Here is a 22,189-nt window from a genome sequence, read left to right as displayed (position 1 = left end):
TCCACCAACTCCCCCGGCAACACCTCCCCACCCACATCCAGCACAAAGCCCACACCCAAAGACCCCACCGGCAACGACGCCACCACCGCCGGAGGCAACGTCGCATGCGTCACCCCGAACTCCGACAAAAACCCCGCCAGCTCACCACCCAACCGACGACCATCCGGCACCACCACCAACGCAGCACCCGACAACAACGCCAGCAACCACTCCTCACAGAACATGTCAAAACCCGCCGACGCGAACTGCGCCACCCGCGCACCCCGCCCCACACCAAAACGACCATGACTCAACGAAAGATTCGCAAACCCCCCATGCGACACCACCACACCCTTCGGCACACCCGTCGACCCCGACGTATAAACCACATACGCCGGATGACCCGGCAACAACCCACCCAACCGATCACCATCCGACACCACCGAACCCGAAAAACCCCCCAGGTCGGCCATCGCCGCACTCAGGCCGGCGTCGTCCAGCACCACCGCCGCGCCCGAGTCCTCCACGACAAACGCCACACGCTCAGCGGGAAGGCCCGGATCGACCCCGACATAGGCTCCGCCTGCCTTCAGCACCGCCAATACCGCAAGCAGCAGATCCGGGGACCGCTCCAACACCAGGGCCACCACCGACTCCGGCCCCACCCCCGCACCGATCAGCCAGCGCGCCAACCGGTTCGACCGCTCCTCCACCTCCCCATAACTCAACTCCACCCCCACACCGATCAACGCCGGCTCATCCCACACACCCACCGCACGCTCCGAGAACAACCCCGGAACCAGACCACCCGGAACCACCACACCCGTGTCATTGGCGTCGAGCAGCAATGCGACATATTCGGGGTCAAGGATTTCGACCGCCCCGAGGCGGATATCCGGTGTCTCCTCCAGAGCGGTGATCACATTCGCCACGGCGGTGTTCAGCATTTTGCACACCGACATCGGGTCGACGGGGTTCTTCGCCTCCACGATGAATTCAAATCCGGATGCGCTCTGGTTGATGGAAATGTCGAGGGGATAGTTCGTCGGATCCCTTGTCAGCACGGCGTCGACGCCCTCGATGCCGGTGCCGGACTGCTCGACGTCCACCTGGATATGCCGATAGTTGAAGATCGAGGTGAACAGGGGCCGGCCGCCGGGCAGGCCGCTGGCGGCCTGGGCCAGGGTCAGGGGCGCGTGTTCGTGCACCAGCAGATCGGCGAGCTGGTCGCGCATGCCCGTCACCGCCTGCGCCACGGTCTGCCCGGCCTGCTGTGCGGCCGCTCTGATCCTGACCGGCAGGGTGTTCATGAACAGCCCCGGAACGCGTTCCGCCCCGACGCTCGCCCGGCCCAGCAGCACCGTCCCGAACACCACGTCGTCCCGCCCGGACACCGCCGCGAGGACCCGGGCCCACGCGACGTGGAAGACCGTCGCAGGGCTCACCCCGAGCGACCGCGCGACCTTGCGGACGCGCGCGGCAAGACCGTCGTCCACGGCCAGCCGGCCCTGGGCGACCCCCTTGCCATCGCCGTGGATGTCCAGCATTCCGTAGGGAGCGGTGGTCTCCGTGACGTCGGCGAGGAGCCCGGTGAAGTACTCCCGGTGCTCGTCGTCGGACATGCCCAGCCGGGCCTGTGCCACGAAGTCGCGGAACGGCACCGGCTCCGGCAGCGCGTCGGCCCGCCCCGCCAGGAACGCCTTGATCTCGCCGATGACCACTTCCAGGGCGGTGTGGTCCTGGACCAGGTGATGCATGCGTACGAGCGCCAGCCACCCGCCGGCACCATCCGGCTCGGCGGCGGCGTGCACGCTGAGCAGGGGCGCGCGGTCCAGGTCCATCCGTCCACCGGCGGCCGCGAGCAGCTGCTCGACCGGGTCCCCGCCCTCCGGGTCGAGCACGACCTCCGTCACCGGCAGCCGCACGTCCCGGCACACCACCTGGACCGGCTCGGGCAGCCCCTCCCACACGATCGCCGTGCGGTACACGTCATGCCGGTCGATGACGCCCTGCAATGCCGCGACGAAGGAGTCCACGCGGGCTCGCGAGTCCATCCGCAGGGTGAACGGCATGGCGTACACGTCGTCGCCGTCGCGGTCGCCCATCAGATGGTGGAAGAAGATGCCTTCCTGGAGCGGGGCCAGGGGGTAGATGTCCTGGATATTGGCCGCACCACCCGGGACCTGCTCGACCACCCGGGCGATCTCGGCCCCGGTCAGCTCGACCAGGGGCAGCATCTCCGGCGTGATCTCGACAGCACCTTCGGGGATCAGGTTCGGCGGCACCTCCACCGGCTCGGGGCCCGCCCCCGCCGCCAGTGACGCAGGCGTCGGCGACACGAACAGGGCCCGTACCGACACCGACACACCACGCCGCCGCAGCCGCTCCACCAGCGACACCACCAGCAGCGAATGCCCGCCCAGCGCGAAGAAGTCGTCATCCACACCGACGTGTTCAAGGCCCAGCACCTCGGCGAACGCGGCGCACACCAGTTCTTCCTGCACATTCGCGGGGGCCCGCCCGGCGCCCGAGAGATACCGGGGAGCCGGCAGCGCCTTGCGGTCCAGCTTGCCGTTGACCGTCAGGGGCAGGGTCTCCAGCTCCACAAACGCGGACGGGACCATGTACGACGGCAGCCGGTCGGCCGCGTACGCGCGGACCGCTTCGGCGATCGAAGCGCCCTGCTCCCCGTGCTCCCCGTGTTCGCCGGGGACGAGGTAGGCGATGAGCCGCTTGTCGCCGGGGGTGTCCTCCCGTACGACCACGGCCGCCTGTCCGACCGCCGGATGGGCCGCGAGCACGGCCTCCACCTCACCCGGCTCCACCCGGAACCCACGGATCTTCACCTGCTCGTCCGCACGACCCGCGAACACCAGCCGGCCGTCCGCCGTCCAACGGACCAGGTCACCGGTCCGGTACATCCGCTCACCGGGCCGGAACGGAGAGGCCACGAACCGCTCACCCGTCAGCGCGGACCGCCCCACATACCCCCGGGCCACACCGGCCCCCGCCACATACAGCTCACCGGCCACACCGACCGGAACGGGAGACAGACGACCGTCCAGGACATACACACGGGTGTTGTCCAGAGGCCGGCCGATCGGCAGCACCGCATCCACCTCAGCGGCGTCGGTGATCTCATGCTGGGTCGCGCACAGCGTCACCTCCGTCGGACCGTACAACTGCCGCACGCGGACCCCGGCGTTCTCCGCCAACACCCGCCGCACCGACTCCGCCGGAACCACATCCCCGCCGGTCAGCACCTCCCGTACACCCGCGAAGCACCCCGGATCCTCATCCGCCAGCACCCGCAGCAACCCCGCCGTCACATGGACATGCGACAGGTCATGAGCGGCGACAAGACGCCGCAGCCCCGGCGCGTCCACTGCTTCGTTCGGCGCCACCACGACGGTGCCACCGGACAGAAGCGGAACCCACAGCTCGTACGAGGAGGCATCGAACGCATGCGGCGCATGGAACAGCACCCGGGGAGTCGGACCCCAGCAACGGTCCCCCGCCAGCCGCACCACATCACGATGGGTCGCCACCACACCCTTCGGCACACCCGTCGACCCCGACGTATACATCACATACGCGGCAGCCCCCGCAGGCACCGGACCCGGCAGCCCGACGGCCGCGTCCGATGTGGCATGGACCGATACCGCGGAGATCCCGATGTCCAGCCCGTCCGTCGCCTCGTGCACCAGCGCCAGGCAGGCGTCCGCGTCCTTCACCACCGCACGCATCCGCGCCACCGGCCAGGACACGTCCAGCGGCAGGTACACGCCCCCCGCCTTCAGCACCGCCAGCAGAGCCACCACCAGCTCCGCCGACCGCTCCATCGCCACCGCGACGGTCGACTCCGCCCCCACACCGGCAGCCACCAGCACCCGCGCGAGAGCGTCCGAGCGCGCGTCCAGCTCCGCGTACGACACCTCCGTACCACCGGACACCAGGGCCACGGCCTCCGGAACGGCGGCCACCCGCCCCGCGAACACCTCGGGCACCGACACATCCGCCACCGCGACCGCGGTGTCGTTCCACCCGTGGACCAGCCGTGACAGCTCGTCCGCGCCCACGACGTCCACCGCGCTCACCCGCGACTCCGGGTCGGCGGCCACCGCCGTGAGCACCCGGACCAGGCAGCCGGCGATCCGCTCGACCGTGCCGGCGTCGAACAGGTCCGCCGCGCCCGTCACCACACCGCGTATCCCCGCCGGTGCGCCATCGCCGTCGAAGACCTCGCCCAGCGTCACCTCCAGATCGAACTTGGCGGTGCTCCGCCCGATCGACAGGGCCTCGCCGCGCAGGTCGTGGACGTCGATCGCGGCCTGGTCGCCGAGCGGGGCCAGGACGACCTGGAACAGGGGGTGGCGGGCGAGGGAACGTACGGGGGCCAGCTCCTCGACCAGCCGGTCGAACGGCACGTCCTGCCGGCCGAAGGCGCGCACGGCGGTGGCGCGCACCCGGTCGACCGCCTCGGTGAAGGTGGGGTCGCCGGACAGGTCGGCCCGGATCACCAGGGTGTTGACGAAGAAACCGACCAGGTCGTCCAGCGCCTCGTCGGTGCGCCCCGCGGTCGGCGTCCCGATGGGGATGTCCTGGCCGGCGCCGAGCCGCGACAGCGTCACCGCCAGCCCGGCCTGGAGCAGCATGGGGACCGTGGCACGGCGGCCGCGGGCCAGCGCGGTCAGCGCGCCGTGGACTTCGGCCGGGACGCTGACGCCTGTCGCGTGCCCGCCGTGGGACGGTTGCACCGGGCGCGGCCGGTCGGTCGGCAGCGTCAGTTCCTCGGGTGCTCCGGCGAGCGCTTCGCGCCAGTGGCCGACCTGCCGTGACAGCAGGCTGTCCGGGTCGTCCCGGTCGCCGAGGAGGTCGCGTTGCCAGAGCGTGTAGTCGGCGTACTGCACGGGCAGCGGCGCCCACTCCGGTGCCCGGCCCTCCGCGCGGGCCGCGTACGCGGTCGACAGGTCCCGGGTGAAGGGGCCGTCGGACCAGCCGTCGGTCGCGATGTGGTGGATGACCACCACGAGTACGTGCTCCTCCGGGGCCTGGGCGAACAGCCAGGCCCGCACGGGTATCTCCGCCGACAGGTCGAAGGTGTACGCCGCGGTGCGGGCAACGGCTCGGGGGAGGTCGTCCGCGTCGATCACGTCCGTGGGCAGGTCGCCGGCGGGCGCGACCGTCGGCAGGTCCACCACCGGCCGGTCCCAGCGCAGTTCGTCGAGGGTGCGCAGCCGGTCGTGCGGGGCGGGGCCGTCGCCCCCGGTCACCCGTATCACGGGCAGTTCCCAGTCCAGGGCGTCGACGGTGACGATCCGCTGGTGCGGTTCGCCGTCGGTCTCGGGGAAGACGGTGCGCAGGGCCTCGTGCCGGACGATGACGTCGCGCAGTGCGGTGGTGAGGGCGTCGCGGTCCAGCGGTCCGGTCAGCCGCAGGATCATGGGGCTGTTGTAGGTGGCGCCGGGTCCGCCGATCCGCCACTGGAGCCACAGCCGCCGCTGAGCGTACGACGCGGGAATCATGGGAACGCCTCCTTGTGACCGGAGAGTTGAGGACCTGGGTGGTGTCGTCGGAGTCCCGTCTGTGCGGCGTGCCCCTCCGGGCGGGCGGCGCCGTCGCGACGACGGTCCCTAGCGCATCGGGCGCAGTGCGGGTCGGGCGCTCGGGGCCGTGCTGCCGTGCTCGGTGAGCCAGGCGGCCAGGTCGGCCGGTGTGGGTGTCGCGAACAGTTCCTCGATCGGCAGTTCCTCACCCAGCGCGACGCGGATCCGGGCGATGAGTCTGGTCGCGAGGAGGGAGTGTCCGCCGAGGAGGAAGAAGTCGTCCTCGACGCCGACTTCGGGCACTCCGAGGATCTCGGCGAACGCCTGGCACAGGGCCGCCTCCCGTTCGTCGGCGGGCTCCCGGCTCGCTCTGCGGCCCGCGAGGTAGTCGGGGGCGGGCAGTGCGGCGAGGTCCAGCTTTCCGTTGGGGGTGCGGGGCAGTGCGTCGAGCAGGATGACGGCCGAGGGGCGCAGGTAGTCGGGGAGTCGTGCGGCGGCGTGCGCCCGGATCCCGGCGGCCGGGTCTCCCGTGGGCAGGCTTTCCGTGACCGGGCCTTCGGGGGACGGGCCTTCCGTGGCCGGGCCTTCCGTGGCCGGGTCTTCGGTGACCTGACCATCCGTGGACGAGCCTTCCGTGGCCGGCCCTGCGGGAACGATGTAGGCGACGAGCCGCAGGTCACCGGGGGTGTCCTCGCGTGCGACCACCACGGCCTGTGCCACCGCCGGGTGTTCGGCCAGTGCGGCCCGGATCTCGCCCGGCTCGACCCGCTGGCCACGGATCTTGATCTGGTCGTCGGCGCGGCCGAGGAACACGAGGATTCCCCGCGACGTCCATCGCACCAGGTCGCCGGTTCGGTACATCCGCTCCGCCGATGGCCCGAACGGGCAGGCCACGAAGCGTTCGGCGGTGAGCGCCGGCCGCCCCAGGTAGCCGTGGGCCAGCTGCGCTCCGGCGAGGTACAGCTCGCCCGGAGTGCCGGGCGGGACCGGCTTGAGGTGTTCGTCCAGGACATGGACGCGGGTGTTCCACACCGGGCGGCCGATCGGGACGGTCGTGGCGCCGGCCGAGCCGGACCGGTGATGCCAGTGGGTCACGTCGATGGACGCCTCGGTCGGTCCGTAGAGGTTGTGCAGTCCGGCGTGGGGCAGGGTGTCGCGGAATCGTTCCGCCAGTTCGGGCGGGAGCGCCTCGCCGCTGAAGATGATCCGTCGCAGTCCGGTGCAGTCGCGGGCGCCGGGGTCGGTGAGGAAGGCGGCCGCCATCGACGGCACGAAGTGGAGGGTGGTCACGGCGTGCCGGCGGATGGCGCGGGTGAGGTAGGCGGGGTCCCGGTGTCCGCCGGGGGCGGCCAGCACCAGGGCGGCGCCGGTCTGGAGCGGCCAGAACAGCTCCCACACCGACACGTCGAACGTGGCCGGTGTCTTGTGGAGGACCCGGTCGGCGGGGGTGAGGCGGTACTCGGCCTGCATCCACGCCAGACGGTTCACGACGCCCGCGTGGGGCACGACGACGCCCTTCGGCCGTCCGGTCGAACCGGATGTGAAGATCATGTAGGCCGGGTGGCCCGGGGTCAGCGGTCCGGTCCGCTCGGCGTCCGTCAGGTCCGTCTCCGCGAGGTCCCCGGTTCTCAGCTTGTCGAGGACGAAGACGGAGGTGCCGGGGGGCGGCTCGGGGAGTCCTGCCTCCCCGGTGGTGATCAGGAGGGGGGCGGCCGAGTCGGTGAGGATCCGGGCGATCCGCTCGGCGGGGTGCTCCGGGTCGACCGGCAGGTATGCCGCGCCCGTCTTGAGCACGGCGTACACCGCGACGACCAGTTCGAGGGAGCGTGGCAGCGCCAGCGCCACGAAGGTGCCCGGCCCGGCGCCCCGGCCGGCGAGGTACCGGGCCAGCTGGTTGGCGCGGGCGTTCAGCCGCGCGTAGGTCAGTTCCCGTCCGTCGAGGATCAGGGCGGTGTCGTCCGGGGAGGCGGCGGCCTGCCGTTCGAACAGGGAGACAAGGGTCGCGTCGGGCACCTCCGCGGCGGTCGCGTTCACCTCGGTGAGGAGGAGACGCCGCTCGTCGGGGGTGAGCAGCTCCAGATCGCTCAGTCGCCGCCGGGGGTCCTCGACGGCCTGTTCGAGCAGCCGGATCAGCCGGTCCGCGAGGGCCTGGACAGTTCCCGCGTCGAAGAGGTCGGTCGCGTACTCGATCGTCCCCTCCACGCCTGCCTCCGTTCCGTCCTCGGCGTGGCTGTCGGTGAGGCTGATCATCAGGTCGAACCGGGCGGTGCCGGTGCCGACCCGTTCCGGCAGGGTGTCGAGTCCCGGCAGCCCGAAGGCGGGGGGCGAGACGTTCTGGAGGCTGAGGCCGACCTGGAAGAGGGGGTGGTGGGCCGGGGTCCGACCGGGGTTGATCACCTCGACCAGATGCTCGAAGGGGACGTCCTGGTGTTCGTAGGCGGCGAGGTCGGTCTCCCTGATCCGCCGGAGCAGGTCGTGGAAGGCCGGGTCGCCCGAGGTGTCGGCGCGCAGCACCAGCGTGTTGACGAAGCAGCCGACCAGGTCTTCCAGGGCGTCGTCGGTGCGCCCGGCGATGGGGGCGCCCAGCGGAATGTCGTCGCCGGCGCCCAGCCGGGTCAGCAGGGCCGCGAGACCGGCGTGGACCACCATGAACAGGGTGGCTCCCCCTTCGCGGGCCAGTTCCGCCAGCGCCCGGTGCAGCCGTGGGGAGAGGCGGAACGGGAGCAGGTCGCCGCGGTGGGTCGCCGCCGCCGGGCGGGGCCGGTCGGCGGGCAGGCGCAGCTGTACGGGCAGCCCGGCCAGCTGGTCCCGCCAGTAGGCGACCTGGCGCCCGAGCAGGCTTCCCGGGTCGCTCTCCTGGCCCAGCAGCTCGTGCTGCCACAGGGTGTAGTCCACATACTGCACCGGCAGCGGCGCCCACCGCGGCTCCCGGCCCTCCACGCGGGCGGCGTACGCGGCGGCCAGGTCGCGTGCCAGGGGGCTCATCGACCAGGCGTCCCCGGCGATGTGGTGCACGACCAGCACCAGCAGGTGCTGATCCGGTCCGAGCGCCGCCAGTTCGGCCCGCAGGGGCAGCTCCCGGCCCAGGTCGAACGGATGGCGCGCGGCGGGGGCGGGCCGCCCGGGCCGGGTCCCGTCCGCCGCGTCGCGTACCCGGACCCGGGGGCGGGCCTCCTCGGGGGTGAGGATCCGCTGCCGGGCGACCCCGTCCGTCTCGGGGAAGACGGTGCGCAGGGTCTCGTGCCTGCCCACCACGTCGCCCAGGGCCGCCTGGAGCGCCGCCCGGTCCAGTGGTCCGGTGATCCGCAGGCCCAGGGGGACGTTGTACGTGGCCGATGGGCCTTCCATGCGGTGCAGGAACCAGAGCCGCCGCTGGGCCGACGACAGGGGGACGGTGTCCGGGCGCGGCACGGGCCGCAGCGCCGGCCGGGCCGGGCCGCCGTGGTCGAGCCAGGCGTCGACGGCGGCGGCGGTCGGCGCGTCGAACAGGGCCCTCATCGGTACTTCGGCCCCCAGGGTGGCCCGGATCCTGCTGATCAGCCGGGTGGCGGGCAGCGAGTGGCCGCCCAGGACGAAGAAGTCGTCGTCGACGCCGACCCGTGGCAGTCCCAGGACCTCGGCGAAGAGCCGGCACAGGATCGTTTCGCGGGGTGTGCGGGGCGCGCGGTCCGACACCGTGACGCCGGGTGCGGGCAGTTCCCGCCGGTCGACCTTTCCGTTGGGGGAGAGCGGCAGTGTCTCCAGTACCGTCACCGACGAGGGCAGCATGTGTGCGGCCAGCGACCGCGCGGCGAACCGGCGCAGCTCCGCGACGTCCACCTCGGTCCCGTTCGCCGGGACGACGTAGGCGGCGAGCCGTGCGTGGCCGTCCGGTTCCCGCCGGGGTACCACCACCGCGCGGGCGACCGCCGGGTGTCCCGCGAGTACCGCCTCGATCTCTCCCGGTTCGATCCGGTATCCATTGATCTTGACCTGGTCGTCGGCGCGGCCGGCGAACACGAGCTGTCCGTCCTCGGTCCAGCGGGCCAGGTCGCCGGTGCGGTACATCCGTTCGCCCGGGGTGCCGAACGGGCAGGCCACGAACCGTTCCGCCGTCAGTGCCGGGCGGCGCGCATAGCCGCGGGCCAGCCCGGTTCCCGCGATGTACAGCTCGCCCACGACGCCGGGCGGCACCGGGTTGAGCGCGTCGTCGGTGACGTAGAGGCGGGTGTTCGCGATCGGCCGGCCGATGGGCACCGCGTCGGTCGTCGGCTGCCCGGCGGTCACCTCGAACACGCAGCAGCCGACGACCGTCTCGGTGGGGCCGTACTCGTTGACGATCACGGTGTCGGGCGCGTCGGCCAGCCAGGCGCGTACGTCGGCACCGGGCAGGGCCTCGCCGCCCACGACCAGTCGCCGGGCCGCCGCCGCCCGTTCGGCCGCGGGCAGTGCGGCGGAGAGCAGCGGCAGATGCGCGGGGACCAGTTTCACCAGGCCGTAGGGTCCGTCCACGGGTGCGCTCAGCAGGGTGGCGAGCCCTTCCGCGCCTCCTTCGGGGCTGATCACCACGGTGCCGCCGCTCATCAGGGGCACCAGGGCGCTCGTCACCGTCAGGTCGAACGCGGGCGAGGTGTGCAGGGGTGCCCTGTCCCCGGGGCGCATTCCGTAGAACTCCGCGGCCCAGGTGAGGTAGTTGGTGAGGCCGGTGTGGGTGACGGCGACGCCCTTCGGGACACCCGTCGACCCGGACGTGTACATCACATAGGCCAGCTGGTCCGGGTCGGTGCGGTGCGGCGGTACGGCAGGGTGCTCCCCGGCCGGTCCCGGCAGGGGGTGCTCCCCGGTCGTCCCGGCGACGGCGGCCGTCTCCGGGTCGGCCACGGCCGGGTCGATGACGGGGATCCCGCCCGCCACCGGGGCGCCGGGGTCGGAGCCGTTCCCGATCAGCACGGCCGCCCGGCTGTCGGTGATCGCGAACTCCGCCCGCGCGGCGGGGTGTTCGGGGTCGATCGGCAGATGGGCCGCCCCGGTCTTCCAGGCCGCCAGGGTCGCGGTCAGCATCCCGGGGCCGCGCGGCAGGCGGACCGCGACCACCGACTCCGGGCCGACGCCGTACGTGCTCAGCAGCCGGGCGAGCCGGTCGGCCCGCGCGTCCAGCTCCCGGTAGGTGATCTCCGTGTCGCCGCACACGACCGCGACGGCGTCCGGGGTGCCGGCCGCCCATGCCTCGAACCGCTCCAGCGCCGTCCCACCGCCGGTGCCGGTGCCGGCGCCGGTGCCGGTGCCGCTATCGGTCCCAGTCCCAGTCCCAGTCCCAGTCCCGGTCCCGGTCCCGGTCCGGTTCCAGGTCACGAGCACCCGCCGCCGCTCGGCCTCGTCGAGGACGTCGATCCGGTCGGTGCGTCCGTCGGCCGGGGCCGCCGCGAGACGGCCGAGCAGCCCCCGGAACCGCCGGGAGATCTCCGCTCCCTCCCGAGGGTCACGCAGGTCGGGGTTGGTCTCGACCACGGTGTGGAAGCCGCCGCCGGCCACCCTCTCGTAGACGGTGATCGCCAGGTCGTCGACGGGGCCGCCCGACAGGCCGGTACGGGTGGCGACGGCGTCCGCGAACCGCAGCGGCACACCGAGGGACATCACGTTGACGCTCAGGCCGCGCAGCGAGCCACGGCCGACGAGCCCCAGGTCGGCGAGGATGTTCCCGTACGGGTACCGCTGGTGGCGCAGGCAGTCGCGGACGGCGTTCGAGGTCTGCCGCAGAAGGTCGCCGACGGTGCCGCCCCTCGGGACGGCCAGCCGCAGGGGCACCACGTTGGACGTCATGCCGGGGATCCCGATCTCCCGCCGGGTGGTACGCCCGGGGACGGGGATGCCGAGGACGACGTCACGTGCTCCGGTCGAGCGCTGCCGGTACAGGGCGGCGGCCGAGAGGACGAGTCCGGCGAAGCTGACGCGCAGCCGGCGCGCGGCCGCTCTCAGGTCGGCCGCCGCGGCCGCGTCGGTCTCGTGCGTGTGCGACTCCGGGCGCCCGGGCAGGGCGCGGGCCCGGTTCCCGTGTCCGCCGTCCGGGTCCGGCAGGTCCGCGAGGGCGGTGCGCCAGAACAGCCGGTCGCGTTCGAGTTCCCCGGACCCGAGGTAGGAGCGGTCCGCGTCCAGCAGTACGGACAGCGGCTTCAGTGCGCCGCCGGCGGCCCCCGCCCGCCCCGGTGCGGCCAGTGGGTCCCGGCCGGCCACGAGCGCCGTGTAGAGATCCGCCACCCGGGCGGCGAAGGTCGAGAGGCTGAGCCCGTCGAGGACGATGTGGTGGGCGCGCTGGTACCAGAGGACGTGGTCCGGACCCAGCCGGAACACGGCGTGGGCCGACAGCGGCCCGGCGAGGAGGTCTCCCGGGCGGTCCATGTCGGCCGACATCCAGGCCTTGGCAGCGGCGCGCGGGTCGTCCACGGCGCTGAGGTCGGCGACGTGGACGGGGTGGTCGGGCGCGTCGTCCATGTACTGCCCGGGCGTCCCGGCCCGCGAACGGAACCGGAGGGCGAAGGTCTCGGCCTCGTCGAGCGAACGCCGCAGCGCCGTCACGAGCAGCCCGACATCCACGTCGCCGCGGATCTCCACGTACTCGCCGATGTTGTACGCCGGGCTCTCCGGCGCGAGTTGCTGCGCGTACCAGACGCCGAGCTGGCCGGATGTCAGCTCGCGGAGGTCGTGTCGACGCATCGCCCTCTCCCTCACAATCCCTCAGGCCGCCGCCGGTCCGGAGAGATGGGCGGTGAGCGCGGTAATGGTGTCGACGTCCCAGAGCAGGACGGGCTCGATGGGGATGCCGAGGATGTCCTCGATCTCTCCGCACAGGGCGAAGGCGTACACCGAGTCCAGTCCGTAGTCCGGCAGGGGGACGTCTCCGTCGATCTCCTCGACGGGCAGTTTGGCGTAGTAGGCGACGCGTTCGACGAGCCAGGAACGGATCTGTTCGGGCGTCGGCGGGGTGGCCGGAAGGTCGGAGTCTGACAACGGGGTCCCTCCCTCGGCCCGGTGGGCTCCGGGCGTCCGGTTCGGAAACAGCACGGGGATTTCGCATGGGTGTCGAGGCTCGGGGCAGCTCAATATGACCGAGGCCCGCACGGCGTATCAACCATCGCCGACAGCGGGCATGGACGCTGCCGGCGGCTGTCCAACCGACAGCATCACCGCAGTTGGACGGCGTGACAGGAGGTGTCCACGCCGCCGGTGCCACAGACGGCGCCGACGGCCCGGACGCGTGCGATAGTGACCCACCGGATCCCCCTCACGATCCTGCCGGGACCGGCGCGGCCCCGGCCGTTCCGCTCCTTCCGTGCCCGAGGCGCGGGACACCCCCCGCCTCCGCCGAGGGGTGTCCCGTGCACCGGCTCGCGATCCTCGCGTCCCGCCCCGGACGCGGGAACGGACGTCCGGCGGCGGCCCGCCCGCCGCCTTGGCGCCCGGCCCGCGGGGCGGCCCCGGCCCGACGGCCGCGGACCGCCGGGCCTTCGACGACCGGGCCTTCGACGACTGGACCTCCGACGACGAGGATGGAGAGCTGGATGGGCTACGCCGCCGGCCGGAACACCACGGATTTCGTCACCGCGGGCGGGATACGGCTCGCCTACGACCGTTCGGGCCGGGGCGAACCGGTCCTCATGATCATGGGATCGGGTTCGTCCGGCCGGGTCTGGACGACGCACCAGACACCCGCGCTGCACGCGGCGGGCCACTCGACCGTCGTCTTCGACCACCGGGGGGTCCCGCCCTCCGCCGCGCCACCGGGCAGATACACGCTCGCGGACCTGGTCGGCGACACCAAGGCGCTGATCGAGGCACTGGACCTGGGGCCCTGCCGGATCGTCGGCACCTCCCTGGGCTCGATGATCGCGCAGGAACTGGCGATCAACCACCCGGAACTCGTGCGGTGCGCGGTGCTCGCCGCGACCCGGGCCCGCACCGACACCGCGCGCCGCGCCCTCTCCGAGGCGGAGAGGGCGCTGGTCGAGAGCGGTGTGCGACTGCCCGCCGGATACGAGGCCGCCATGACGGTGTTCCAGATGTTCTCGCCGGCGACCCTCGACGACGACAGCGCCGCGGCGGCCTGGCTGGGCGTCTTCGAGATGTCCGGCGGCGGGGCGGCGCAGGCCCGGCACGCCTGGGCCGACCTCACCGGGGACCGCCGCCCGGCGCTGCGCCGGGTGAAGGCTCCCTGCCGGGTCGTCACCTTCGCCGACGATCTCATCGCCCCGCCGCACCTGGGTGCGGAGGTCGCCGGGGCCATCCCCGACTGCGATCTCGTCGAGATCCCCGGCTGCGGCCATCTCGGTTATCTCGAACGGCCGGACGCGTTCAACGCCGCGATCATCGAGTTTCTCGACAACCACTGAGGAGAGCTTCCGTGACCATAGGAGACGACCCGAGTCTGGGCACGATAGGACTACGTGTCGAGGGACTGGTCGAGCCGCAGCCGATCAAACCCGGCACGGTGAAGCGCATCATCCCCTACGCCATGCGCTATCGCCGGTCGCTGGCGGTCGTGATGCTGGCGACGGTTGTCGACTCCGTCATCACGGTCTCGATCCCGCTGCTCTTCAAGGAGATCATCGACGAGGGCATCATCCCCGGTGAGAAGTCGGTGGTGTTCGGGCTCGCCGGGATCGTCGTCGGACTCGCCCTGCTGAACGTGGTGGCGATCTACGCGCAGAGCTGGTTCTCCGGCCGGGTCGGTCAGGGACTCATCTTCGATCTGCGGACCAAGGTGTTCGCGCATGTGCAGCGGCAGCCGCTGGCGTTCTTCACCCGTACCCAGACCGGATCCCTGGTCAGCAGGCTCAACACCGATGTCGTCGGCGCGGAGCAGGCACTGACCTCGCTGCTCTCGCAGTCGCTGTCCACCGTGCTGACGCTGATCCTGGTCCTCGGCGCGATGTTCTACCTGTCGTGGCCGATCACCCTCGTGGCCCTGGTGCTGATCCCGCTCTTCTTCATCCCCGGGAAGATCATCGCCAATCGGCTGGGGCGGCTGGCCCGCAGCGGCATGCAGACCGACGCCGAGCTGGGCTCGATGATGAACGAGCGGTTCAACGTGGCCGGCGCGATGCTCGTCAAGCTGTACGGCCGCCCCGACGAGGAGGCCACCGACTTCGCCCGCAAGGCGAGCCGGGTCCGTGACATCGCCATCTCGATGGCCGTGCACGGGCGCCTGCTGTTCATCCTCCTCAGCCTGCTCACCACGATCACGACCGCCATGGTCTACGGCTTCGGCGGCTGGTTCGTCATCGACGGTACGTTGCAACTGGGCACGCTGGTGGCCCTGGTCGCCCTGCTGATCATGCTCTACAACCCGATCAACCAGCTGACGAACATCCAGGTCGACGTCATGACCGCGCTGGTCAGCTTCGACCGCGTCTTCGAGGTGCTGGACCTTGAGCCGATCATCACCGAGCGGCCCGGCGCCCAGCGGCTGGCGGCCTCCGGACCGGGGAACGACACCGCGCCCCCGGTCGAGTTCGACCGGGTCGCCTTCCGCTACCCCTCGCCCGAGGAGGTGTCCCTCTCCTCCCTGGAGTCGGCGCCGCTGAGCAAGAGCGAACAGGGCGAGAACGCGCTCGTCCTGCACGAGGTGAGCTTCCACGCCCCCGCCGGGCGGCTCACCGCGCTGGTCGGCCCCTCCGGCGCGGGCAAGACCACCATCACCCACCTGGTGCCCCGGCTCTACGACGCCACCTCCGGAACGGTACGGATCGGCGGCCACGACGTCCGTGACCTGACGCTGGGCTCGCTGCACGGCGCGGTCGGCGTGGTCACCCAGGACGCGCATCTGTTCCACGACACGATCCGGGCCAATCTGCTGTACGCGCGGCCGGACGCCACCGAACCCGAGCTGATCGAGGCGTGCGAGGCCGCGCGGATCTGGCCCACGATCTCCCAGCTGCCCGACAGCCTCGACACCGTCGTCGGCGACCGCGGCTACCGGCTGTCCGGCGGGGAGAAGCAGCGGCTCGCCATCGCCAGGCTGCTGCTCAAGTCGCCTCCCATCGTCGTCCTGGACGAGGCGACCGCGCACCTGGACTCCGAGTCCGAACTCGCCATCCAGCGGGCCCTCAAGACGGCCCTGGCCGGCCGTACCTCACTGGTCATCGCGCACCGGCTCTCCACCATCCACGACGCCGACCAGATCCTCGTCATCGACGAGGGGAGGATCCGGGAACGGGGCACCCACGACGAGCTGATCAGCAACGGCGGTCTCTACGCCGAGCTGTACCGGACCCAGTTCGCGCAGCAGCGGGACCTGGGAGCCGAACCGGCCAAAAGTACGGTCGCCGAAAATGGGAACCGTGCTTTGGGCTGATGCCGGGAGGGCCGCCGATTTCGGAGTATGGGGTCATGCCAAACGCAGACCCCCCTCTGACTCTCCACGCGGACGGACTGACCAAGCAGTACGGCCGCCGCGGCAGACTGGCCCTGAACGACGTGCACCTCGACATCCCCTCCGGCCGGGTCATCGGTCTGGTCGGCCCGAACGGGGCCGGCAAGTCGACGCTCCTGCACCTGGCCTGCGGGCTGACCGAGCCGACGGCCGGATCGCTGACCGTGCTGGGGGCGCGTCCGGCGGCCGACGCGTCGCACCTGGCCCGAGTGGGGTTCGTCGCCCAGAACACACCGGTGTACGGCACGCTCAGCGTCGCCGAGCACCTGAAGCTCGGTTCGAAGATGAACCCGGCCTGGGATCCCGCCCTCGCCCAGCGGCGCATCAGCCAGGTCGGGTTGAACCCCGCGCAGAAGGCGGGACAGCTCTCCGGCGGCCAGCGGGCGCAGCTGGCGCTGACGATCGCGGCGGCCAAGCGGCCGGAGCTGCTGATCTTCGATGAGCCGGCCGCGGCGCTGGACCCCCTGGCCCGCAAGGGGTTCCTGCAGAACCTGATGGAGTTCGTGCTGGAGCTGGGCGCCAGCGCCATCCTCTCCTCGCATCTGCTCGGTGACATCGAGCAGGTCTGCGACTACATCATCGTGCTGTGCGACGCACGGGTGCAGGTCGCCGGCGACACCAGGGACCTGCTGGCCGGGCACGCCCGGCTGGTCGCGCCCCGGGGCGGGCTGGACCGGCTGCCCGCCGGGATCGATGTGATCTCGGTGGAGCACAGCGGGCAGCACAGCACCGCGGTGGTCCGCACCTCCGTACACCCCTCCTCCCTGCCGTTCCAGGTCGAGCCCGTCTCGCTGGAGGAACTCGTCCTCGGATACATGACCCGGGCGGCCGGCCCGTCCGCGGCCCCGGCCGGTGCGGCAGCCTGGGAGGGCACGCGATGATGTGGTTGAACTGGCGGCAGTTTCGCGTGCAGGCACTCGCCGGTGCCGGTGCGCTGGCTCTCATCGCCGTCTATCTGCTGTACGTCGGCGGGGACGTCCGCGACGGGTACGAGGTCTATCAGGCCAACTGTCAGAACGCGGCCGACTGCGCCAAGGCCAGGAGCCAGTTCCGCGGCGCACACGAGAACACGCTGCTGTTCCTGGCGGCGGGGCTCGGCCTGATCCCCGCCGTCATCGGCACCTTCTGGGGCGCTCCCCTGATCGCCCGGGAGCTGGAGAACGGCACCCACCGGCTGGTGTGGAACCAGAGCGTCACCCGCCCGCGCTGGCTCCTCAGCAAGATCCTGCTGGTCGGTGTGGCCTCCATGATCCTGACGGGTGCGGCCGCCGCGCTGCTCACCTGGGCGGCCAGTCCGTTCGACGAGGTCATCAGGAACGAGTTCAGTACCTTCGTGTTCGGGGCACGCAACATCACCCCGATCGGCTATGCGGCACTGGCGTTCACCCTCGGCACCATCCTCGGGCTCCTGCTGCGCAAGACCCTGCCCGCGATGGCCGTGACCCTCGTCGGCTTCCTCGTCTTCCAGTTCTTCTTCCCCAACGTGGTGCGGCCGGCCCTCATCTCGCCGGAGAGGACCACGCTGGCGATGTCGGCCCAGTCCATCAACGAGGCCCAGAGCCTGGGCAGCATCGGTGGCGGGCCCGTCATCAACGGGGTGAAGATCCCCGGGCAGCCCGAGGCGTGGATCGCCGAGACGAGCCCGCTGCGGACGAAGGACGGCAAGACCCTCGACGGGGCCACGTTCAACGGCTGCCTCGACACCCCGCCCAAGACCGGTGCGGGCGGCACCTTCGGTGACGCCGCCGTGTGCCTCGCCAAGCAGGACCTTCATGTGGATGTCAGCTACCACCCCAAGAGCCGCTATTGGGCGTTCCAGTGGCTGGAGACCGCGATCTATCTTCTGATCAGCGGGATCCTCACTGGATTCGGCCTCTGGCGGATTCGGCGCCGGGTCAGTTAATCCCCCGTACGACCCGCGCCGTCTGGGCGCCGCCGGGAACCTTCCCGGCGGCGCCCGTTTTTTCGTTCCCGGGACCGTCCCGTACGAGGGCGCACGGCACCTTCCGTCCCGGTGCACGGCACCTACCGTCCCGGTGTCCAGGCAGGGGATGCCGTCCAGCCTGGGGAACCGTCGCGGCCTGTGGAACTCTGGCAGAGGATCCCCAGTGCAATGACCACAGCGGCGCGTTCCGGGAGGCCGAATGAGCACAGCACAGCACGAGGAATTCGATGTGGTGGTGGTGGGCGGTGGCCCATCGGGCTCCACGCTCGCGACACTGGTGGCCATGCAGGGGCACCGTGTCCTGCTGCTGGAGAAGGAGACCTTCCCCAGATACCAGATCGGCGAGTCCCTGCTTCCTTCCACCATTCACGGCATCTGCCATCTGCTCGGGGTCACCGACGAGCTGGCCTCGGCGGGCTTTCCCCACAAGCGCGGCGGGACCTTCCGGTGGGGGGCCAACTCCACGCCGTGGAACTTCTCCTTCTCCGTCTCGTCGAAGGTGTCGGGTCCGACCTCGTTCGCCTATCAGGTGGAGCGGAGCAAGTTCGACAAGATCCTGCTGGACAACGCGGCCCGCAGGGGCGTCGAGGTCCGGGAGAACCGCACGGTGACCGAGGTCGTGGAGGACGGCGACGGGCGGGTGTCCGGGCTGCGCTACACCGACCCGGACGGCACCGAGCGCGAGGTGTCCGCCCAGTACGTCGTCGACGCCTCGGGCAACACCAGCCGGATCCACAAGCAGGTCGGCGGTGTGCGGAAGTACTCGGACTTCTTCCGCAGCCTGGCCCTGTTCGGGTATTTCGAGAACGGGAAACGGCTGGATCCGCCGAACTCCGGCAACATCCTGTGTGTGGCGTTCGGCAGCGGCTGGTTCTGGTACATCCCGCTCAGCCCCACGCTGACCAGTGTGGGCGCGGTCGTCCGCCGGGAGGACGCGGCGAAGATCCAGGGCGACCCGGAGGCCGCGCTGCGCGGCCTCATCGACGAGTGCCCGATGATCAAGGAGTATCTGGACGGGGCGACCCGCGTCACGAGCGGCCAGTACGGGCAGCTGCGGGTGCGCAAGGACTACTCCTACCACCACACGACCTTCTGGCGGCCGGGCATGGTGCTCGTCGGCGACGCGGCGTGCTTTGTCGACCCGGTGTTCTCCTCCGGTGTCCATCTGGCCACCTACAGCTCGCTGCTGGCGGCCCGTTCGATCAACAGCGTCCTGGCGGGGAAGATCGGCGAGCAGCGGGCCTTCGACGAGTTCGAGGCGCGGTACCGCCGGGAGTACGGCGTCTTCTACGAGTTCCTGACCTCGTTCTACGACATGCACGTCGACGAGGACTCGTACTTCTGGTCGGCGAAGAAGGTCATCAAGAGCGATCACGCCGAGCTGGAGTCGTTCGTCGAGCTGGTGGCCGGCATGTCCAGTGCCGACTTCGATCTGACCGACGCCGAGTCGGGTGCCCTGCGGCTCAAGCAGCGGTCGGCGGAGTTCGCGGACGCCATCGACTCCCTGGTGGATCAGGGGGAGGAGAACATGGCTCCGCTGTTCCGGTCGGCGGTGGTGCGGCAGGCGATGCAGGAGGGTTCTCAGGTCCAGACAAAGGCCCAGCTGGGCGAGTACGCGGGGGATGACATCCCCGTCTTCGAGGGCGGTCTCGTGGCGTCGCCCGACAGCATGTTCTGGCAGGAGCAGGATCCGGCCTGACGGCAGGGTTCGTCCCCGGCATGACGAGAAGGGCCCGGCCGGTCGGCCGGGCCCTTCTCGTCAGGCCGGCTCAGGCCGGCTCAGGCCGCCGGCGCCGCTTGCGACGCGATGAACCGGGCGAGCCGGGAGATGCCCTTCTCGATGTCGGCATGGGTGAGATAGCTGGTGGAGAGCCTGATGGTGTGGTGGCCGCCGCCCTGCGGATAGAAGTACGACATCGGGGTCCAGATGACCTCGAACTCCTTCGCGCACCGGGCCAGCGCGTCGTTGTCGGCACGGAAGGGCACCTGGAGCGTCAGGAAGAAGCCGCCGCCGGGCTCGTTCCAGCTCACGCCGAGCCGTTCCCTGTGCCCGGCGGGGAACTCCCGCGCCAGGCACTCCAGGGTGAAGCGCATGGCCTCCCCGTAGTACGCGGCGGTCTCCTCGTTCAGCCGGGAGAGCCTGCCACCGGACTCCAGCAGGGCGCCCGCCACCGCCGCCTGGCTGAGCGGCGAGGTGTTCACGGTCACCATGCTCTTGATCGTGGCCAGGTGGTCCGCCAGCAGGGTCGTACCGCCGTCGGGCTCCCGCACCGGCTGGTCGGCGACCACGAACCCGATGCGCGCGCCGGGGAAGACGGTCTTGGCGTACGAGCCCAGGTGGATCACCCGCCGGTCCCGGTCGAGGGCCTTCAGCGCCGTCACCTGCGGGCCGGGGCTGACCTGGCGGTAGGGGCTGTCCTCCAGGACGAGGAGGTCGAGGCGGGCGGCCAGTTCGAGCAGGGCCCGTCTGGTCTCCAGCGGCATGGTGACGCCGGAGGGGTTCGAGTGGTCCGGGACCACGTAGACGGCCCTGGGGCGTCTGCCGCGCGCCCGTTCGGCCAGGACGGCGGCCTCCAGGGCCGCGCACGACAGGCCCGTCCCGTCCTCGTCGACCGCGGTCACCGCGATGTCCAGCAGCCGGGCGGCGCCGGTGATCCCCACGTAGCAGGGGCTGGACACGAGCAGCACGTCCTGGGGGCCTGCCATGAGCGCGCGCAGCGCCAGGAACATCGCCTCCTGGCAGCCCACCGTCACCACGATCGACTCCGGTGGTACGTCGATGCCCTCGTCCGCCCGCAGGGATTCGGCGATCAGCCCACGGATCAGCCCGGCGGACGGCCCGTACTGGAACAGCGTCTCCCGCACCTGCTCGGGCGAGTTGCCCTGCTCGGCGAGGTGGTCGAGATAGCGGCGTATGTAGCCGAAGATCTGCTCGGTCTCGAAGAATCCGGCGTAGGGCCGCCCGGGGGCGAAGGACACCGCCCGGGGGTAGCGCAGGGTCACCTCGTTGAGGAAGTTCATGGTGCCCATGACCGGGTCGGCGACGCTCGCGTGCAGGTCGCTCAGGTGCAGGTCGGTGCGGTGCGGCCGGTCGCCGTCCGGCACCGTCGCGGACGGCCGGTCCGCCTCGGTCCCCCGGCCCGTCCCGCCGGTCGGGACGGCAGGGCCGACGGGGACGGTGGGGAAGGCCCCGCCGCCGTGACGGAGGGGGTGCGGGGCCGGGCCGACGAGCGCGGGCCCGATGTCGGTGACGGTCTTCAGACCGGCCAGCGCCATGGCGTCGGTCAGCTCGTCCAGGAGGACGGTGAAGACGCCCTTCACGCCCTCCTCCCCGCCGGCGGCGAGGCCGTGCAGCACCGGGCGGCCGATGAGGGCCGCGTCGGCGCCGAGCGCGAGCGCCGCCAGCACATCCCGGCCGCGGCGCACCCCGCCGTCGAGGAGGACCGGGACCCGGCCGCCGACGGCCGCCGCGATCTCGGGGAGTACGTCGAGGGTCCCCGGTACGCCGTCGAGCTGGCGGCCGCCGTGGTTGGAGACCACGATGCCGTCCACGCCCGCCTCCGTCGCGCGGATCGCGTCGGCGCCCGTGAGGATCCCCTTCACCAGGATCGGGAGGGCCGAGACCGAGCGCAGCCAGTCCACCACCGACCAGTCCAGGCCGGGGTCGAATCCGGTCCGGGAGTGCGCGGCGGGCTCCGCGAACCCGTCGCCCGCGAGGTTGGCGGGGAGAATGCCCGGCGGCAGCCGGAATCCGTTGCGCAGGTCCCGCAGGCGGCGGCCGAGGTGCGGCGCGTCGACGGTGAGGACGAGGGCCTCGAAACCGGCGTTCTCCGCACGCTCGACGAGGCCGCGGGTGATCGAGCGGTCCCGCATGCAGTAGACCTGGAGCCAGAGGGGGATGTCGGCCGCCTGGGCCAGCTCTTCGAAGGTGCGGCCCGCGAAGGTGCTGATCACGACCGGGACGCCGGCCGCGGCGGCCGTTCCCCGGACGGTGGCCAGCTCGCCCTCGGGGTGCGCGATCGTGTGATAGGCGACGGGGGCGACCGCCAGGGGCGCGTCCCAGGTCCGGCCCAGGATCTTCACCGTGGGATCCGGGCTGTCCGCACCCCGCAGGACCGAGGGGCGCAGGCAGATCCGGTCGAACGCGGCGGTGTTGGCCGCGAGGGTCCGTTCCTCTCCGGCGCCGCCCTCGATGAAGTCCCAGACCGGGGGGTCCAGCCGCTTCTGGGCGAGCCAGGCGAACTCAGCGAGCGTCAATTCCATCAAGGCCCCACTTCACGGCGGACGAAGAAGACATCGGTGGTGGAAGGTCGG

General features: G+C 71.6%; 8 protein-coding genes and 1 pseudogene. 5 read left to right on the top strand and 4 right to left on the bottom strand.

The annotated features are described in order from the left end of the window. From SYYSPA8_RS33375 to SYYSPA8_RS33365, 3 genes and pseudogenes are all read right to left on the bottom strand, one after another. Positions 1 to 5,504, bottom strand: a pseudogene (locus tag SYYSPA8_RS33375) (non-ribosomal peptide synthetase); the annotation flags it as partial. Positions 5,505 to 5,612: 108 nt separating this feature from the next. Beyond that, complete coding sequence (locus SYYSPA8_RS33370; RefSeq protein WP_323451171.1) at positions 5,613 to 12,215, bottom strand: non-ribosomal peptide synthetase; 6,603 nt, start codon at positions 12,213 to 12,215, stop codon at positions 5,613 to 5,615. Between the two features lie 21 nt (positions 12,216 to 12,236). Beyond that, entirely contained in the window at positions 12,237 to 12,509 is a 273-nt protein-coding gene (locus SYYSPA8_RS33365) for an acyl carrier protein (protein ID WP_323451170.1), read from the bottom strand. 551 nt (positions 12,510 to 13,060) lie between these two features. Between SYYSPA8_RS33365 and SYYSPA8_RS33360 the strand changes: the two genes are divergently transcribed. The 5 genes from SYYSPA8_RS33360 to SYYSPA8_RS33340 all read left to right on the top strand — a co-directional run bounded on the left by SYYSPA8_RS33360 (position 13,061) and on the right by SYYSPA8_RS33340 (position 19,574). Continuing rightward, entirely contained in the window at positions 13,061 to 13,888 is an 828-nt protein-coding gene (locus SYYSPA8_RS33360; RefSeq protein ID WP_323451169.1) for an alpha/beta fold hydrolase, read from the top strand. Positions 13,889 to 13,899: 11 nt separating this feature from the next. After that, positions 13,900 to 15,852: an ABC transporter ATP-binding protein gene (locus tag SYYSPA8_RS33355; RefSeq protein WP_323451168.1), complete on the top strand. Its 1,953-nt coding sequence runs from the start codon at positions 13,900 to 13,902 to the stop codon at positions 15,850 to 15,852. A 35-nt stretch (positions 15,853 to 15,887) separates the two neighbouring features. Continuing rightward, positions 15,888 to 16,811, top strand: coding sequence for an ABC transporter ATP-binding protein (locus SYYSPA8_RS33350; RefSeq protein ID WP_323451167.1), 924 nt, complete (start codon positions 15,888 to 15,890; stop codon positions 16,809 to 16,811). Next, complete coding sequence (locus SYYSPA8_RS33345; protein ID WP_323451166.1) at positions 16,808 to 17,833, top strand: ABC transporter permease subunit; 1,026 nt, start codon at positions 16,808 to 16,810, stop codon at positions 17,831 to 17,833. The genes SYYSPA8_RS33350 and SYYSPA8_RS33345 overlap by 4 nt, the downstream gene beginning before the upstream one ends. Positions 17,834 to 18,074: 241 nt before the next feature. Then, positions 18,075 to 19,574: a tryptophan 7-halogenase gene (locus tag SYYSPA8_RS33340; RefSeq protein WP_323451165.1), complete on the top strand. Its 1,500-nt coding sequence runs from the start codon at positions 18,075 to 18,077 to the stop codon at positions 19,572 to 19,574. Positions 19,575 to 19,654: 80 nt separating this feature from the next. On the opposite strand, the gene SYYSPA8_RS33335 is transcribed toward SYYSPA8_RS33340, so the two are convergent. Continuing rightward, positions 19,655 to 22,138, bottom strand: coding sequence for an aminotransferase class I/II-fold pyridoxal phosphate-dependent enzyme (locus tag SYYSPA8_RS33335; protein WP_323451164.1), 2,484 nt, complete (start codon positions 22,136 to 22,138; stop codon positions 19,655 to 19,657). Between the last annotated feature and the right edge of the window lie 51 nt (positions 22,139 to 22,189).

Source organism: Streptomyces yaizuensis, assembly GCF_034961445.1.
Classification (GTDB): Bacteria; Actinomycetota; Actinomycetes; order Streptomycetales; family Streptomycetaceae; genus Streptomyces; species Streptomyces yaizuensis.
The sequence above is the reverse complement of the archived record's forward strand: the minus strand, read 5'-3'. Positions and strand labels throughout refer to the sequence as shown.